Origin of the sequence: Nosocomiicoccus sp. HMSC09A07 (genome assembly GCF_001808485.1) — a bacterium.
Taxonomy (GTDB): domain Bacteria; phylum Bacillota; class Bacilli; order Staphylococcales; family Salinicoccaceae; genus Nosocomiicoccus; species Nosocomiicoccus ampullae_A.
This window is the reverse complement of the sequence record NZ_KV793634.1, coordinates 111667-125707: the sequence shown is the minus strand read 5'-3', so window position 1 is coordinate 125707 and position 14041 is coordinate 111667. Positions and strand designations below refer to the sequence as shown.

The 14041-nt window shown below is 36.9% G+C and carries 17 protein-coding genes and 1 riboswitch; of the genes, 6 read left to right on the top strand and 11 right to left on the bottom strand.

Translation table 11 applies throughout. The features are described 5' to 3' along the window. Positions 1–19: 19 nt before the first annotated feature. Positions 20–262 (bottom strand): NifU family protein, encoded by a 243-nt coding sequence (locus HMPREF3177_RS04940; protein ID WP_040929377.1) that lies wholly within the window; start codon positions 260–262, stop codon positions 20–22. A gap of 98 nt (positions 263–360) precedes the next feature. Between HMPREF3177_RS04940 and HMPREF3177_RS04935 the strand changes: the two genes are divergently transcribed. Continuing rightward, positions 361–675, top strand: coding sequence for a YuzD family protein (locus tag HMPREF3177_RS04935; RefSeq protein WP_040929378.1), 315 nt, complete (start codon positions 361–363; stop codon positions 673–675). A gap of 605 nt (positions 676–1280) precedes the next feature. On the opposite strand, the gene HMPREF3177_RS04930 is transcribed toward HMPREF3177_RS04935, so the two are convergent. From HMPREF3177_RS04930 to HMPREF3177_RS04920, 3 genes are read right to left on the bottom strand one after another with little or no spacing between them, the layout of a single operon-like run. Beyond that, positions 1281–1823 (bottom strand): biotin transporter BioY, encoded by a 543-nt coding sequence (locus tag HMPREF3177_RS04930; RefSeq protein ID WP_068130770.1) that lies wholly within the window; start codon positions 1821–1823, stop codon positions 1281–1283. A 17-nt stretch (positions 1824–1840) separates the two neighbouring features. Further along, positions 1841–2596: a TIGR01457 family HAD-type hydrolase gene (locus HMPREF3177_RS04925; protein WP_070457389.1), complete on the bottom strand. Its 756-nt coding sequence runs from the start codon at positions 2594–2596 to the stop codon at positions 1841–1843. Next, the gene (locus HMPREF3177_RS04920; protein ID WP_068130775.1) at positions 2589–3017 is read right to left on the bottom strand and encodes a type VII toxin-antitoxin system HepT family RNase toxin; all 429 of its coding nucleotides are present in this window, start codon (positions 3015–3017) and stop codon (positions 2589–2591) included. Before HMPREF3177_RS04920 ends, HMPREF3177_RS04925 begins: the two co-directional genes overlap by 8 nt. A 72-nt stretch (positions 3018–3089) precedes the next feature. On the opposite strand from HMPREF3177_RS04920, the gene HMPREF3177_RS04915 reads away from it, so the two are divergent. Then, positions 3090–3377 (top strand): DUF3055 domain-containing protein, encoded by a 288-nt coding sequence (locus tag HMPREF3177_RS04915; RefSeq protein WP_068130779.1) that lies wholly within the window; start codon positions 3090–3092, stop codon positions 3375–3377. A 15-nt stretch (positions 3378–3392) separates the two neighbouring features. Here HMPREF3177_RS04915 and HMPREF3177_RS04910 read toward each other — a convergent pair whose 3' ends face one another. From HMPREF3177_RS04910 to HMPREF3177_RS04885, 6 genes are all read right to left on the bottom strand, one after another. Further along, positions 3393–3725, bottom strand: a complete 333-nt coding sequence (locus HMPREF3177_RS04910) for a YutD family protein (RefSeq protein WP_371327355.1) — start codon at positions 3723–3725, stop codon at positions 3393–3395. Beyond that, positions 3718–4638, bottom strand: a complete 921-nt coding sequence (gene lipA / locus HMPREF3177_RS04905) for a lipoyl synthase (protein ID WP_040929387.1) — start codon at positions 4636–4638, stop codon at positions 3718–3720. Before lipA ends, HMPREF3177_RS04910 begins: the two co-directional genes overlap by 8 nt. A gap of 91 nt (positions 4639–4729) precedes the next feature. Beyond that, positions 4730–6298, bottom strand: coding sequence for a Na+/H+ antiporter NhaC family protein (locus HMPREF3177_RS04900; protein ID WP_070457386.1), 1569 nt, complete (start codon positions 6296–6298; stop codon positions 4730–4732). Between the two features lie 58 nt (positions 6299–6356). Further along, positions 6357–6521, bottom strand: a riboswitch (Lysine riboswitch). A gap of 53 nt (positions 6522–6574) precedes the next feature. Next, positions 6575–7900, bottom strand: a complete 1326-nt coding sequence (locus tag HMPREF3177_RS04895; protein WP_070457384.1) for a bifunctional metallophosphatase/5'-nucleotidase — start codon at positions 7898–7900, stop codon at positions 6575–6577. A gap of 16 nt (positions 7901–7916) precedes the next feature. Further along, positions 7917–8744 carry a sulfite exporter TauE/SafE family protein gene (locus tag HMPREF3177_RS04890; RefSeq protein ID WP_068130788.1) on the bottom strand — a complete coding sequence of 276 codons (828 nt, stop codon included), beginning with the start codon at positions 8742–8744 and terminating at the stop codon, positions 7917–7919. 17 nt (positions 8745–8761) lie between these two features. Next, on the bottom strand, positions 8762–9610 hold the full coding sequence (locus HMPREF3177_RS04885; RefSeq protein WP_070457381.1) for a DUF72 domain-containing protein: 849 nt from the start codon (positions 9608–9610) through the stop codon (positions 8762–8764). 70 nt (positions 9611–9680) lie between these two features. On the opposite strand from HMPREF3177_RS04885, the gene HMPREF3177_RS04880 reads away from it, so the two are divergent. Then, complete coding sequence (locus HMPREF3177_RS04880) at positions 9681–10379, top strand: ABC transporter ATP-binding protein (RefSeq protein ID WP_246827384.1); 699 nt, start codon at positions 9681–9683, stop codon at positions 10377–10379. Continuing rightward, positions 10380–11144, top strand: a complete 765-nt coding sequence (gene fetB, locus HMPREF3177_RS04875) for an ABC transporter permease (RefSeq protein ID WP_070457377.1) — start codon at positions 10380–10382, stop codon at positions 11142–11144. 41 nt (positions 11145–11185) lie between these two features. Here fetB and HMPREF3177_RS04870 read toward each other — a convergent pair whose 3' ends face one another. After that, the gene (locus HMPREF3177_RS04870; protein ID WP_068130800.1) at positions 11186–11740 is read right to left on the bottom strand and encodes a thioredoxin family protein; all 555 of its coding nucleotides are present in this window, start codon (positions 11738–11740) and stop codon (positions 11186–11188) included. A 158-nt stretch (positions 11741–11898) separates the two neighbouring features. Between HMPREF3177_RS04870 and HMPREF3177_RS04865 the strand changes: the two genes are divergently transcribed. Further along, positions 11899–12930, top strand: coding sequence for an acyltransferase family protein (locus HMPREF3177_RS04865; RefSeq protein ID WP_070457375.1), 1032 nt, complete (start codon positions 11899–11901; stop codon positions 12928–12930). A 27-nt stretch (positions 12931–12957) separates the two neighbouring features. Next, complete coding sequence (locus tag HMPREF3177_RS04860; RefSeq protein ID WP_083286874.1) at positions 12958–13899, top strand: EamA family transporter; 942 nt, start codon at positions 12958–12960, stop codon at positions 13897–13899. Positions 13900–14041 lie beyond the last annotated feature (142 nt).

Below are 14041 nucleotides of genomic sequence, written 5' to 3'. Positions count from 1 at the left end.
GAGAATTGACTCTCTAGTTTTAGAATACTTGTTCAATTTCAACGAAACCAGGTACTTCTTCTAGTAATGCGCGTTCGATACCCGCTTTAAGTGTAATCGTTGAACTTGGGCATGTACCACATGCACCGAGTAAACGTAACATAACGACGCCATCTTCAACGTCAACGAGTTCAACGTCTCCGCCATCTCTTAATAAGAACGGACGTAATTTATCTAAAACCGCATCAACTTGTTCATACATAGTGTCTTTTGTTGTTGCCATATATATCACTCCAAAAACGTTTATAGAGAAATCACTCTGTAAATATATTATAATAGATTAAAAGATAAAAATCTATCGGTATATAGGAGGATTCGTATATGAGCTATTCAGTAAATGTCTACGGAAGAGACGTCATTTGCGCGAGCTGTGTAAACGCACCGAGTTCAAAAGATACGTATCAGTGGTTAGAAGCATTATTCAGTAAAAAATATCCAGACGCGGACATTCGTGTAAACTACATCGACATCGACCGCGACGAAAACTTTTCAGACTACGACGAAGAGTTAATAGAACAAATCAACAACGACGAGTTATTTTATCCACTCGTCACAATCAACGACGAAGTCATTCAAGACGGTTACGTCCAATTAAAACCAATCACAAAATGGTTTGAAAAAAATGGTGTTGAATAAGACTGTGTCGTGTGGGACGAGACGCTCACTTCGGTGAGCGTTTTTTTGTGGCGTGGTTTGTGTTTTTTTATCCTAAAACAGAGATAAGACTTCTTCTTAAGATTTTATTTAACAATAATTTCGTGACTTTGTTATATATCTCGATTTATTTAACAAATATCGAGTTGTCGACCCGTTTTTTGTTAATTATATTTTTTTATCTAACAAAAACGCCCCTGAATTCCGAGCTTTTGTTAATTATCCCGATTTATTTAACACTTTCACCATTTTTTTGTTAATTAAGATGAAAAACCTAGTTTAGATCGGATTTCCGGCAGGCATTTTGGGTCTTTTTATCCCAAATCAGTAATAAAACCACTTCTCAAAATTATATTTAACAATAATTTCGTGATTTTGTTAGATATCCGGATTTATTTAACAAATATCGAGTCGTCGACCCGTTTTTTGTTCATTATATTTTTTTATCTAACAAAAATGACCCTAAATGCCGAGTTTTTGTTAATTATCCGCATATATTTAACACTTTCACCATTTTTTTGTTAATTAATGATAAAAAAACCTATAAAAATACACTTCCTAACATCAGCTAGGAAGTGTTTCATCTTTTAAGCGTGCGCTGTAATACCACGTCTGACGAGTGTTTGTGCAAATAACACTGTCACAACTGTTACGATTAAGTCTTTCACTATGAAAGGCGCAACTGTTAGCATGATTGATTCTGCGAGTCCTTTTGGTGATTCTAATACGTTGTTCATGATGAAGTAGAAGTATAAGAATCCGAATGTGAATAAGATCACCATGCCAACTGCTGTTGTAAGTATTGCTTTTAGTACAGACTGTCCTTCACGGTTACCGAGTCCTGCAAAGTATGCGAGTGGTATAAATCCGATGACGAAACCAAAACTTGGTGATAGTAATGATCCGAATCCACCAGAGCCACCAGCAAATACTGGAATCCCGATAAGTCCAGCGATTAAGTATACGACCATCGTCATTACCCCAAGACGACTACCAAGTAGTGCGCCTGTTAAAATGACCATAGGTGTTTGAAGTGTTATCGGAACGGGTCCGATTGGAATTGTAATCATCGCACTGATTGCTACGAGTGCAACGAATACTGCACAAAGTACAAGATCTTTCGTTTTCATAGAAATCTCCTTTAATTTTAAAGTGCCCAATCTAGTAAGTTTTCTACTGCATGAGTTGGAGGCACTTCTTTTTTCATGACATCTTCAGTACGATGAACTCCTGTATTGACGTGAATCGTGTCAATACTACCTTGGATGCCTGTCATGATATCTGTGTCGTAATTATCACCAATCATTGCGACGTCTTTTTGATCGACACCGATTTTTTCAAGTGCTTTTTGTAAAATATATGTGTTTGGTTTCCCGACAACGATAGGCTCTACTCCTGTCGCGCTTACTACGACGGAAGCGAGGGATCCGTTGCCCGGTATAAACTTATCTTTATGACGAATCACTTTATCTGGATTCGTTAAAATTAACTCTGCACCTTCTAACACGTTTTGTACAGCGTTCACGTACTTTTCATAATTGATATGAGTGTCATATGAGAATAATACAGCATCTGCATGATAATCAACAAGTGTTAACTCATTGTTCATTAAAGTTTCTTTAAATGAATCTGATCCAACGGCGTAAATATTTGTTTTATCATTTTCTTTTACGTAGTCGACAGCAGCGAGTGCTGACGTGTAAATATGTTCAATGGACGTCTCGATGCCATGTGACTTAAACTTTTTAAGCGTCTCTTCCGGTGTTCGTGCACCACTATTCGTCACAAACATATACGGAATTTTAGCATCATTTAAGCGATGAATAAAATCTGCCGCCCCTTCGATACGCTCGTCTCCATTAAACATCGTACCGTCTAAGTCGATTAAATAACCTTTATACATGTTGATCCCCCATAAAAGCGGTCACTGCTTGAGGATCTGTTTCAAAGAAATGTAAGACGTTTTCTTTAAAGTTGGCATATGCAGATAAATTATCCCTAAATACTTTTCTCATTGCCTCATGGTCCACGTCTTCATATTCACGTACGAGAACATTTCTAAATTTAAACGTTTCTTCAAATTTTGTAAAATCGTCTTCTGGAATTACACCTTCTGTTTTCATAATATCCATTACGTCTAAATAGTTTCCTGGATCGCGTAACACAAATCCATCGATAATCATGTTTCCAACGTCGACAGACGCTTCAATTAACATCTCACACACGCGCTCTAATGCGAGTGAATTATCCGTGTCAATCTCTTCTGTTAACCCTTTAATGTAGTCTAAACGTTTTAATATTAAATTCTTGTCTACAAATAACATAGTAAACTCCTTTAATTTAATTACTAATACATCTATAATATCATAAATAGAAAGTCCTTTATGGAGGGAACTATGTTAAAACATTACTTATACGATGATAATGAAACACCGAACGCACGATACGTCGGCTTTGCCGGTGACTTTGGGCGTTATGACCTTGCGATTATACAAACGTCTAAATTCTTCGGGAAAAGTTTAGTGTTAAATATGCAAAATAATACGTTTAGTATCGTTGGTACTGATGACTTAAACGAACCGGGGTATATTGCACACGCTCTTCAGTTTTCTGATGACCAAGCCGATGAAGTCATCGAATTTTTAAAAGATATTATATCACCCGGCTGGTTCATGGATTATTAAAAGCCTTCAGAAATGTTATTCTGAAGGCTTTTCTTCTGGTTTTAAACCGAGTTCTTTTTGTTCTTCTTTAGTAATTTTGCGTAAGATAAAATACGCACATCCAAAATTACAATACTCGAGTAAATAATCTTGAATTAAACTATAGCGCTTATCGAATTCTACTTTTTTCTTATCGTCTCTATAAAATCCGACGAGACGTAGTTTTTCATAACCGATATCTCCGACGATATAATCGTATTTATTTAAAACGTCGCTATATTTTTCTTTAAACTGCTCTTCGTCAAATGCATCTCGGTACTCTTTGATCAGTTCAAAATGCATGTGACCGACTGTCGTTATTTTATTCACCTTGACGAATTCTGTCTCCTTCTTCTTGACGGCGACGTGCTGCTGCATTTACTTGCTCATCAGCATGGTAGCTTGAACGTACCATCGGTCCAGCTTGGCAATGTTTAAAACCTTTTTCCATTGCGATTTTACGTAGCTTACCGAACTCGAGCGGCGTATAATACTTTTTCACTGTTAAGTGTTTACGTGTCGGTTGTAGATATTGACCGATTGTTAAAATATCAACACCGTGCTCTAGAAGGTCATCCATCGTTTGTAAAATTTCTTCATGCGTCTCACCGAGACCAATCATGATCGATGATTTCGTCGGGATATCCGGTTGAAGCTCTTTACAATATCTGAGCATTTCTAATGAACGACGGTATGTTGCTTTTGCACGTACACGCTTTGTTAAACGTTCGACCGTCTCAATATTATGGTTTAAAATGTCTGGTTTTGCATCCATTAAAATTTTAATGTTTTCTTTGTTACCGTTAAAATCAAAAGGTAGTACTTCTACTGTCGTATATGGGTTCACTTCACGTACTTTACGGATTGTTTCAGCGTAAACTTTCGCACCACCGTCACGTAAATCATCACGTGCAACTGTAGTTATTACACAGTGCTTTAAATCCATTTTTTGAACTGATTCTGCAATACGTCTTGGCTCGTCCCAGTCTACTTCACTTGGAAGCCCAGTTTTAATTGCACAGAAACGACACGCTCTCGTACATACAGACCCTAAAATCATAAATGTTGCTGTACGACGTTCCGCCCAACATTCGTGGATGTTTGGACAACGCGCCTCTTCGCACACTGTATGTAAATTTTCTGCACGCATCATTTTTTTGAGACCGATATAGTTCTCATTTGTATTTAATTTAATTTTAAGCCATTCAGGTTTTCTTAAAATCTCCTCGTTCTTTGTTGCCACTCGAATCCCTACCTTTGTGGTGTATTTGATTTTATAATAACACAACTTTGAAGAGCGAGTATACTTATATCGTAAGTGAATAATTTCACTATTATCTTTTAGCTTGAATCGGTGTATACACGAGTTTAATAACGAGTGTTAATGCGATGAATAACCCGATCATCACGAGTAATCCTAATCCAGTTGAAGTTGTAAACCCAACGACTACAAATGATACTAATGAAACAACGGCTGCAATTACTGCATATGGTATTTGCGTCATGACGTGGACGATATGGTCAGATCCAGATCCTGTACTTGAAAGTATCGTCGAATCTGAAATCGGTGAACAGTGGTCCCCGAACACACCACCCGCTAGTACTGCTGCGATTGATGCGAGTAATAGTTCAGGTACTTCTAACGTAATGATAATATTTCCTGCAATCGGAACGAGTATACCAAATGATCCCCAAGATGTACCTGTTGTTAATGCCATAATACATGCAACGACAAACACGATTGCCGGTAGGAATGCTGCTGAAATTTTCGAATCTTTCACCATTTGACCGAGTAATTCACCAGTCCCTAGTTCACTTATTAGTTCACCTGTCATCCATGCAAGTATTAACACGATAATCGGGCCAATCATCGCTTGAAGCCCTGTTTTAAATCCAATCCACGTGTCGCGACTTGAGAAGTTTTCATCTTGCCTAGTGAATTTATAATAGTAAATTAACGATAAAACAACCCCGATGATACCACCAAAAATTAATGAATGCGTAATCGAGTTATTTTCGAGAATGACGATTGGATTTAATGATCCACTTTCTTTTATCCCTGTGTAAATCATTCCAATAAGTACACCCGCTACTAGACCAACAAGTGGAACAATTAACGCGCTTTTAGATGAGTGATACGCGACTTGTAATTCATCGTCTTCAACCTTTTTATCGTATAATATTCCGTCGTTTATAGCACGTGACTCTTCACGTTTCATACCGAATATATCAAAATTCGTAAGGATGACGATAAACATTAAAATAATTGCACTTAAACTATAAAAGTTTAGTGGAATCATATATAAAAACGCTTCGAACGGTGTGATGTGACTGAGTCCTGCTGCGATAAGTAGTGGCGCAGTCAGCCCCATAATTGTTGCACCCCAGCTCGATACTGGCATGATCACTGCAATTGGGGATGCTGTCGTGTCGACAACGTACGCAAGTTTCGCGCGTGATACTTTATATTTGTCCGTTAACGGCTTAGATACTTGAGGTGTAATAATCGCACTAAAATAGTCATCAATAAAAATAATAATGCCGAGTATACCGCTTAATAAAAGTGCTCCAGTACGCGTTTTAACTTTTGTCATCGCGTAGCTCGTAAATGCTCTCGCTCCGCCTGACATACTCATAAATGCACTCATAATTCCAAGCAATGCTAAGAAGATTAAAATATACGCACTCCACGTATTTAACCAGCCGTCTTCGATAATTAAATCGATAAACGTTTGCCAAATCTTAGCAACCATTTCTCCGACGTTACCTTGTGTTATGACAATTGCTGAAGTAATGATCCCAACACCTAAACTTAAATCTACACGTCGCGTAAATAGGACGAGTATTAACGTAATGAGTGGTGGGATAAGTGAAATATACGTCCAGTTTAAAATTAAATCCATTCAAATCTACTCCTAATCTTATATAACAAAAAAACACAAGTGCTTTCCACTTGTGTTTAACAAATGTAGCGCACCATGATAATCATGACAGTACTTCATCTATTAAACGAAGTCCCAACAGCAAAGTGTCCAGCTTTACCATTTCGGCACAATCCCTCTTCAAAGTCTTCACAGTATGGCTACTCCAACTTTTACCAGTGTCATGTGCACCTCTACTTGTATTTAATTGCTTTATTTTCGAATTGCATTTCATTATAGACTTTATGTTTTAAAAAGTCAAAATTCTTTTGAAATTATTAAATCATCTTTATAAATGTCGACGATATCTCTTAAAAATTCTGGAATGTAATACGTCTTATTTAACGAATTAAAGTGTGGGAAGAATCGACCAAATGAATACATGTCGAGCGTCCCAACTTCATATATGTTTTCATCTTCTACTAGTTCACCGTTCACGTAAAATTCACGTCTGCTTTCAACGACTGATAATCCATCAATTAAAAACACACCCATCACGTCGCCTCTAAAACCGAGTCCTTTTATAATTTCATCTTTATATTCTTGAGCGCTTGCCGTATAGTACATATCTTTTAAGTCGCGCCCTGTCATCTCTACTTTAATTAGATTAATAGCATGGGGTAATACTTTATGAACGTGGTATTTCGTCATTTCCCCGCCTCTAAATTCTGCAGCGATTAACCCTGCGTGAATGATAGAAATGTCAGTCTGTGTATACTTTTGAATCATCTGTAATAACGTGTACGTAAACCAGTTCATCGTATATAGTGTCCGTTCAATTGCTAGTACATCGTGCTTTACAGTTGTATTTAGCATCTCTTTTCCGACGTCATAAAATTCGTCGTAGCGGTTTGATAATAGATCCGTTTCAATTAAACGCGTTGAAACGTCTGTTAAATTATAATCCGTAAATTCTAAATCGACACAACCGAAATACTCTCCGAATCGTCCGGCTGCAGTTAACGTCGTCTTGTTTACTTTATAATTTTCTGGGAGTGTGTGATGCGTATGTCCACCGATAATTACATCAATTTCTGGACATTCTTCTGCAAGTCTCTCGTCGTCATATTTACCTAAGTGTGACAACATCACAACGGCGTCACAGTGACGTTTCATTTCTTTTAAGTATTCTTTAATGTAATAAAACGCGCCTTCAACATCTAACGCGAGTGCTTTATAAAACGGTGTAAACTCAACAGTTGCGGCAATAAAGCCAATACGGATATCGCCGATTCTTTTAATCGTGTACGGTGGGAATAATAACCCATGTTCATCGCGAAGATTCGCACAAATCACTTCGAAATCCGCTTCATTATATAAATTTTTTAATTCACTTTTAGTTAACGTTATACCTTCGTTGTTACCGATCGTTGCGACGTCACAGAGTGCGTCATTTAGACGTTCGACGTTACCTCTACCAATCGTTGCATCTGTATACGGATGACTTCTATCGACGTGATCTCCGATATCAACGTAAAGTGTATTTTCATCTTTACGCGGTTTTATGTACTCGACAATCGCATGATAATTATCAAAATGACTATGGATATCATTCGTATGGTAAATGCGAATTTGCTTTTTCATAACAACACACTTTCCTTTAAAGTATCGCTTCTAAAATTAAATATAAACCGATTAACAGTAGCACTGTGCGAAGTATTTTGACTAAACCATCGCTCGTAAATCGACTGGCTAACTTTACACCAATTCTCGCTCCAAAATACGAACTCACCGCTAAAAATATAAGCGAGAAATATTGAACGTGAGATTGTAATGCGTGCCCGATTGCACTTGAAAAACTCGAAAAGAATATTAACATCATCGACGTTCCGATCGCAATCGTCGGTGGAATTCTAAAGACGATAATCATTAACGGCGTCATCAGTACGCCCCCACCGATTCCAAATAACCCTGTGGTAAATCCAACTAAGAAAGTGATCGCTACCGCAATCCATACCGGGAATCCATACTGATGAACAACCCCATCAGCATCGATATGCGGTCTTAAGTATTTAGGGTTTTGAAACACTTTTAAAGGCGGTATTTTATCTCGCACCATCAGTATAATACTAATGATGATTAAAAATGATCCGAAGTATAAATTAAATGAATCTAGAGTTAAAGACGCGCTCGCATATGATCCGACGAACGCACCAGGTACGAGACCGATTAAAAAAATAGAGCCGCTATATCTGTCAACTTGGTTACTTTTGTTATACTGAACCATCGCAGAGAATCCCGTAATGACTAAAATCATACTCGACGTTCCGATCGCAAGTTGCGGCGTCATACCTTCGATCATACCGAGTTTAATACCGAAAAATACGAGTGCTGGAACGATGATGACCCCACCACCCATTCCGACGAGTGCACCTAAAATTGAGGAGAATAATCCGATACATATTAATATAATTATTGTTAAGATCATGATTATCCTCCTTTACTTTAAAATAGTTTGAGTTGTTTTGGAGCGAGAGTTTTATATTTAATACCGAGCATATCGATTAAGGTTTCTGCGTTCCCGGCAGCATGTCCACCAGAGTTATTGTTGAAAATAACGTAAATATCTTTTGTTTTAAACGATAAAATTTCTATATGTTTTTTCAGTGCTTCAAGTTCTTCTCGGTTATAATTATATAAGTAACGCACATTTCGCCACTCTTCTCTCGTTCGGTTCATCTGCATCCATCCGTGTGCATTTCTACCGTGAAGACGAATAAACCCGATATCATCAGTCACACGACTGACAAATGGAACCGTCCCCTCACCAATTTGAGGGGCATCGACAATCGTATGGATGAGACGATTGTCGTGGAGAAATTGTAGCGTTTGTTCTTTTTTGTCATCAGTAAGCCAAGACGCATGACGAAATTCAACCGCAACTTTTAATGGGTGAAGCATCTTTTTAGCGAGTCGAACGTAGTTAATGTTTTTCTCATTGCATTCATACCAAGGTGGAAACTGCATTAATATATAAGCAAGTTTGCCATGATTCACCATAGGTTGTAACATTTCTTTATAGTCTTTATATAATTCATTTATGTTTGAATAAGATGTTCTAAAGTCACCATGACCTGTCATAAACTGGTGTGTTTTGACGATAAACTTAAAATCTTCTGGTGTTTCACGGCACCACTTTTCAATCGTCGATTGTTGTAATATTGCATAATATGTCGAATCGACTTCAACGACTGGAAATGTACCGGCGTATGTCTCAAGTTTTTGATTCACTTTTGTGACATCAGTATAAAGTGAATCGTGATCGCCCCATCCAGTTAATCCGATATAAATCATAGTATCACCTAGATTTATTTTACCACAGAAACTATTTTTATTTGAAAATAGAAACTAAAGGAGAATGATGATGTCTATTTCGTTTAAAGACGTATCTCATAAACATATTTTAAAAAACATTTCCGGAACGTTTAAAAAGAATCGTATTACAGCATTAATCGGACCAAGTGGCGCTGGGAAATCAACGACATTAAAACATATTAACGGTCTTTTATCTCCAACTAATGGCGACATATATATTGGAGAAGAAAACATTAAAGCAATGGATATTATTAAGTTACGACGTAATATTGGATTTGCATTTCAGTCGTCACCCATGCTTGAAGGCACTGTATATGACAACTTAAAATTTCCAAAAGATTTATTTAACGAGACATTTTCTAAAGATGAAGCAATTGAATTTCTAGAAAAAGTCGATTTAACAAAAGACTTCATCGACCGACCGGTTCGTAAATTATCTGGTGGTGAAAAGAGTCGTGTCGCACTAGCACGTACGCTCGTAAATAATCCTGATATCTTACTTCTCGATGAAATCACGGCGAGTGTCGATGTGACTGTCGCTCAAGAAATCGAACGACTAATCGTAAAAAATCAAAAAGAGTTTGATTTAACAATTATTTGGGTGACGCATGATCTCTCACAAGCAAAGCGTGTGTCCGATGACTTTTGGTATTTAAGAAAGGGCGAGTTAATTGAGTTTGGATCAATTGAACAGTTCGCTCATCCTAAAACTGATACTTTAAAACAATTTTTAGAGGGGGAATTTTAAATGTCGTTTACAAGTTTAGCGCTCGCATTAGTGTTTGTAATCATCCCTATTATACTCGCTGTCGTTTTAAAGCTCGGTCTAGAAAAGGATATTATTATTGCTTCAATACGAGCGACAATCCAGCTAATTATTATCGGGTATATTTTACAATTCGTGTTCGATAGTAAGAGTACGATTTTTATGTTGTTAATGATTGTTTTAATTATCGCAGCAGCGAGTCAAAATATCGTTAAAAAAGGTAAAGGTATTCCGCATATAAAGATCATTATTATCGTGACACTTGTGTTTGTCGAACTATTTTCAATGGGGACGTTACTATTATTTAAAATCATCCCGTTCGAAGCACAATACGTCATCCCAATTTCCGGAATGATTATCGGAAACTGTATGGTTTTATCTTTATTATTTTTAGACCGATTTAAATCTGAACTCAGTCATAACGAAGAAACAATCGAGTTAATTTTATCTTTTGGCGGGACACCGAAAGAAGCGGTTCACCACACGTTAAAATCCGCAATTAAAACGAGTATGATTCCGACGATTGAATCTCAAAAAACTGTTGGTCTTGTGCAACTCCCAGGTATGATGAGTGGGTTAATTATCGGTGGTGGAGATCCGATGGAAGCAGTGATGTATCAATTACTCATTCTGTTTCTTATATTAAACGCAGCTGCACTATCTTCAATTTTAGTTGGATTTTTATCTTATCCATTTTTATTTAACGAAAAACTTCAATTTTTAGGCATACAAGACGATACGAAATGAAAAAAGTCAGATTCTTAAATAAGAATCTGACTTCGTTTATTTTAAGCGTCTAATAATGTTTTTTGAATATCTTTATATGCCGCTTCCCATAGCGCCTCATCAGATTTAAACTGTTCTCTAAGTTCACCGATGACCTTTTTAAACTTCTCATCGTAAGTTGGGTCATCTTTACTTGGGATATGCTTTTTCGCTTCGTCTGAAGCTTTCTTCACTTCTGGTGCAAATGGTCCCCATTTTCCAATCTCATTATTATTTTCATCTAAAACAACGTAAATTGGAATGATGTTTTTACCGTTTGTTTGATATTGCTCCATGAGATCGAGGTTTTCATCTCTTAATACAAACTTCGCTTCAAAGTCATACGCTTCAGCGAGTCGAAGTAAAATTGGTGTATTTAACATACAATGCGCACACCACGGCTCGATAATACCGAGCACTTTAAAGTTCTTTTCTTGTAACTCGTCTTTATACTCATCTTCTTTTACGCTAAAATTATCGTAAATATTATCGAATCCTTCTTTTAAATCCGTAAACTGTTGACGCATCTCTTCAGCTGATAACGCTTTGTCGTACCACTCTGTTAAATTGTTTGCCATAATATCCCCGCTTTACTGTTTTTTATACTATTCCTTTTTTGGAGATTTTTAAACATCACATATTACGATACGTTTACAATTATTAAATATTTTCTGAAACGTTTATCGTGTCGATTATACGGCTAATGGAAATACAACCTTAAAAATAGGATGATTGTATGAATAAAAAACGCATTACTGAAATTGACGCACTACGAGGAATCGCTGCTCTTCTCGTCGTGTTATATCATTATACATTTCACTATGACAGACGATTTGGACACGTAGCAAGTGATTATAATACTGAATTATTTAGTTTCGGGCACTACGGTGTACAGCTATTTTTCATCATCAGTGGCTTTGTGATTTTTATGTCAGTTAGTCGCGGACGATCTGCAAGTGATTTTTTAATTAAACGAGCGTTCCGTTTGTATCCGGCATACATTGCAGCTGTAGTCATTACTTTTATCGTATTAAGCGCATCGTCAATTGACATTCAACGAACGATTCAAGAAATGTTTGTAAATATGACGATGGTTCAAGAATTTATAGGTATTCGTAATATTGACGGATCGTACTGGTCGCTTCGCGTCGAATTTACGTTTTATATGATGATGGCGCTCATCATACTTATTGATAAAGAAAAAGTCATGCCCGTAGTTGTGACGATGCTCAGCGTAGGTATGGCGATACAACTTTACAGCCTAATTATGAGTACTGATTCTGCACAATTTGTTGAGAGATTTTCTACAGCAAACTATATTCAGTTGTTCGTCATTGGGATTATGCTGCACGAAATTTGGATAAAAGGCATGAAGTTGAAATACGGGGCTGTCATTATCGTAGCCGTTATGTATGACTTTATCTTCGAAGGTGTCGTGAATGGATTATTTACAGTGAGTTTTATATCGATTTTCGCCTTAGCTTTAAACGATAAATTGAAGATTTTAAATAATAAATTGCTGCTTTATTTAGGAAGTATTTCGTACCCGTTATATTTAATTCACCAAAATATCGGATATGCGCTCATTCACGTCATGGAAAATTACGGTTTAACGCATGAAATATGGATCATAATTCCGGTCATCATTTCAGTGTTACTCGCGCATTGTATTTTATATGTAGTAGAAAAACCATCTCAAAACTTTTTATTTAAATACTATAAGTCGTTAAGAGAATGTAACAAGAAAAATGTATCTAGTATTCCATAATTATATTGAGTACAATAGTATATCAATATGAAAGATGGTGATACGATGGCTTCAGATAAAAGAGTGTTTGGGCTGATTTCAGTTATACTCGGCGCAAGCCTTTGGGGAATCGGTGGTACCGCGACCGACTGGTTATTTAGAAACACACCTGTGAATGTCGATTGGTACGTGACAGCAAGGCTTTTAATCAGTGGTATTATACTCGTTTTATTCTTTTTAATTGTTTTTAAAAAGAAGAGTACGACGGTATGGGACAAATATTTAGTCACTCGCTTCGTTATATATAGTATTTTCGGTATGACGCTCGTTCAATATTCATTTACAGCAACGATTGGATACGGGAATGCTGCGATTGCGACAGTGCTACAATGTACCGGACCGATTTATATTATTTTATATTACGTCTTTAAGAAATATATAAATTTCACTTACAAAGAAGTACTCGTCATTCTCTTTATGATCGTCGGAGTCGTTTTAATCGCAACAAATGGTAATCTCACTCAACTAATCGTATCACCACTCGCGTTATTTTGGGGTATTTTATCTGGTGTCGCGCTCGCGTACTACACAATACACGCGGGGTACTTACTACTTAGAATGCACCCGTTAGAACTCGTCGGCGGCTCAATGCTCGTCGGTGGAATACTATTAAACTTTAAAACACCGATCTGGTCATTAGATTTTGGTTACGACTGGTCGGCATTTGAGATTAGTATATTATTATTCTCGATATTAATTGGAACGACACTCGCATTCTTACTCTATATTGGAAGTTTAAAATATATCACTTCACAAGAAGCGGGAATTCTAGGACTACTCGAACCCGTGATGGCCGTGTTAACAACAGTAATCGTACTCGGCGACGTATTAGAACTATTCCAAGTCGTCGGGATTGCACTCATACTTGGAATCACAGTGTTCAATACAATCGCATCATCAAAACAATCAAAAAAAGAAGCGAACGCCTGATTTATTGATCGGGGCGTTCGCTTTTTTGGTGTTAAGGATGAAAAACCTGATGGTGAGTTTGATTGTGCGGGTTTGAGAGTGTGTTTTTATCCTGAAAAAGTTTAAACGCCACTTTTCAAAATTATATTTAACAAAAATTTCG